The sequence below is a fragment of the Chromohalobacter sp. 296-RDG genome, from assembly GCF_029889885.1.
GTDB lineage: Bacteria > Pseudomonadota > Gammaproteobacteria > Pseudomonadales > Halomonadaceae > Chromohalobacter.
In genome coordinates this window covers 1-1,757 of sequence record NZ_JARANY010000169.1, presented here as the reverse complement: position 1 = coordinate 1,757, position 1,757 = coordinate 1, and the positions used below count along the sequence as shown (strand labels likewise).

The 1,757-nt window shown below is 62.6% G+C and carries 4 protein-coding genes; all 4 read left to right on the top strand.

Annotation, left to right across the window (positions count from 1 at the left end; translation table 11 throughout):
* Positions 1–354 (top strand): prolipoprotein diacylglyceryl transferase family protein (locus OP495_RS17545; protein ID WP_280571049.1); only part of this gene is annotated, 354 nt, incomplete at its 5' end.
* A 45-nt stretch (positions 355–399) separates the two neighbouring features.
* Complete coding sequence (locus tag OP495_RS17540; RefSeq protein WP_075369349.1) at positions 400–603, top strand: DUF2933 domain-containing protein; 204 nt, start codon at positions 400–402, stop codon at positions 601–603.
* Between the two features lie 30 nt (positions 604–633).
* Positions 634–972: a hypothetical protein gene (locus OP495_RS17535; RefSeq protein WP_035414636.1), complete on the top strand. Its 339-nt coding sequence runs from the start codon at positions 634–636 to the stop codon at positions 970–972.
* A gap of 138 nt (positions 973–1,110) precedes the next feature.
* Positions 1,111–1,757: amino acid permease (locus OP495_RS17530; protein WP_280571048.1), on the top strand; the 647-nt coding region annotated here is incomplete at its 3' end.

Sequence of the window (1,757 nt, the reverse complement as noted above, 5' to 3'; positions counted from 1 at the left end):
ATGGTCTTCCCGTCCATGATGGGGTTGGGCTCGGCGCCCCGCCACCCGTCGGCGCTCTACGAGTTTGCCCTGGAGGGTGTGGTGCTGTTCGTCGTGCTGTGGTGGGTCTCCACCCGACCGCGCCGACGCGGCATCGTCTCGGGGCTCTTCCTGGTGCTCTACGGCACCTTTCGCTTCGCGGTCGAGTTCGTGCGCCTGCCCGACCCCCAGCTGGGTTTCGTCGCCTTCGACTGGCTCACCATGGGGCAGCTGCTGTCCCTGCCGATGGTGGTGACTGGCCTGCTCCTGCTGCTCGCAGCTCGGTGCCGAGACCCGCTCGATGCAGTGGCCAGAACGAGCCGACCCTCGACGTGACCTCAATGCGATTCCCCTCACACCTCAAGCCACTGGGAGGCCACCATGGAGAAGAGAGCACAACACCGCCTGATGATGGTCTGGCTACCGCTGGCGGGCATCCTCGCGGTGGGCGGCTACCTGCTGGTGACCGGCCATCGATTGCACCTCTATCAGGCGTTGCCGCTGCTGCTGCTCGCCTGCCCCCTGATGCATCTCTTCCTGCACCGCCACCACGGTGGCCGTCACGACAAAGACGACGATAACTGAACCACGGCTAGTAGAGAACGGAGGTGGAGCATGTCACATCACGATCACCGCCCCGGCGTTTCACAAGCGTCACTGGTCACTCGCTCGCTGAAGCTAACACCCGGTGCATCAGGGCATATCGCGGCGGCGGTAACCGAGATCGACGCGCTGCGTGGCCTCGACCGCGTGTCCTACGACCCGGAACATCGCAAACTCCACCTTGCCTACGATGCCAAGCGATTGTGTATCGATGATATCGAGGTGGTACTGGCACGCCATGGCGTAGACATCGGCGCCGGACGCTGGAACCGGATCAAGGAGGACTATTACCGCTTCATCGACCAGAACGTGAAGGACAATGCCAAGCAGAAGCCCTGGAGCTGTCATTGACCTTGATGATGGCGAGGGGTGCCGATTGACCCTTGGGTTACACAAGGGCTCTAGGATGAGGAGTGATCACATTGCCGATGGCCAACCGCGCCCAGCAGATCGCTTCCCCATCACCAAGGCCGACACGCAAGGAGATGCATGGACAGATCGCCCCAGTACCAGAAGAACAGCCTTAGCCTTGTCGGAGCCATCGCCCTGGGAACCGGGGTAATGATCGGTGCCGGAATCTTCGCGCTGACCGGACAGATGGCCGAGATGACCGGCGAGCTGTTTCCCCTGGCCTTCCTCTCGGCGGCCATGATCGTCGGCTTCAGCGCCTACTCCTACGTCAAGATGTCCAATGCCTATCCTTCGGCTGGTGGCATCGGCATGTACCTTCACAAGGCCTACGGGCCCACGCTGCCCACTGCCTTCCATGCGCTGCTGATGTATTTTTCCATGGTGATCGCCCAGAGCTTCCTGGCGAGAACCTTCGGCTCCTATACCCTGGAGCTGTTCGATGGTGGTAACCGGTCGCTGCTGGTGCCGGCGCTGGGTGTCGGCCTGCTGATCGCCGCCTTCCTCATCAATCTCTCCGCCAACAAGCTGATCCAGGGCGTGGCGTCGGTGCTGGGGGTCATCAAGATCGGAGGCATCATCCTGTTCGGCGTGGTGGGCGTGCTGGTGGCCGACACCATCGGTATCCGGGCAACGGCCGAGGCGCCGGCACCCGAGGTCTCCGGGTTCCTGGGGGCTACCGCGCTTGGGATCCTGGCCTTCAAGGGGTTCACCACCATCACCAACAG